We start from the raw sequence: 789 nt of genomic DNA on the forward strand, positions 1-789 counted from the left end.
TGTCCAACGCGGCCACGGAGGGCGTCAACCGGCTCGTCAAGCTCGTCTACCGGACCGCGTTCGGCCTGCGCAACGTCACCAACCAGCAGCTCCGCGCCCGCTACTTCGCCTCCCGCGCGACCCGCCCGACCTGGCTACACACCGTCAACCACCCCGCCGCAGGCGGCGTGATCAGCTGACTACAGATTCCGGCCAACTGGGAAGGGACTGTCCAGCTAACGGTGTAACGGTTGATGTTGGTGCTACTGGGAGCCCACTGCTGTGAGCTGGTCTACTTGCGGCCGGCGGACAGGCGTCCGTCGAAGGCGAGGTCGAAGGCGTTGAGGGGTGCCTTCCAGCGGTTCGTCCACTTGGCGCGGCCGTGTCCGGTGGGGTCGAGGCTGGTCAGGGTGAGGTAGAGGTGCTTGAGGGCGGCCTGCTCGGACGGGAAGTGGCCGCGGGCCTTCACGGAGCGGCGGAACCGGGCGTTCAGGCTCTCGATGGCGTTCGTGGTGCAGATGACGGTGCGGATCTCGGCGTCGAAGCGCAGGAACGGGACGAACTCGGACCAGGCGTTCTCCCAGAGCCGGATGATCGCGGGGTACTTCTTCTCCCAGACGGCGGCGAAGTCGCTGAACCGGTCGAGCGCGGCGGCCTCGGTGGGGGCGGTGTAGACGGGCTTGAGTGGGCGTTCTGTACGCTTTTGCCGGGCCTCAGCTTGAGTTGATCTTTTGGGTGTGGGGCTGATCGTCTTGCGGTCGGCGGCTGGTGCGTTCTGCTGGAAGACATGGCAGAACGCAAGCCCTACCC

General features: G+C 66.4%; 2 protein-coding genes. One reads left to right on the forward strand and one right to left on the reverse strand.

Annotated elements, in window-relative coordinates; translation table 11 throughout:
• Positions 1–179 (forward strand): transposase (locus tag FMEAI12_RS00275; RefSeq protein WP_146776587.1); only part of this gene is annotated, 179 nt, incomplete at its 5' end.
• 92 nt (positions 180–271) lie between these two features.
• Here FMEAI12_RS00275 and FMEAI12_RS00280 read toward each other — a convergent pair.
• Positions 272–789 (reverse strand): transposase (locus FMEAI12_RS00280; protein WP_235013537.1); only part of this gene is annotated, 518 nt, incomplete at its 5' end.

This window comes from Parafrankia sp. Ea1.12 (assembly GCF_900465275.1).
Taxonomy (GTDB): Bacteria; Actinomycetota; Actinomycetes; order Frankiales; family Frankiaceae; genus Parafrankia; species Parafrankia soli.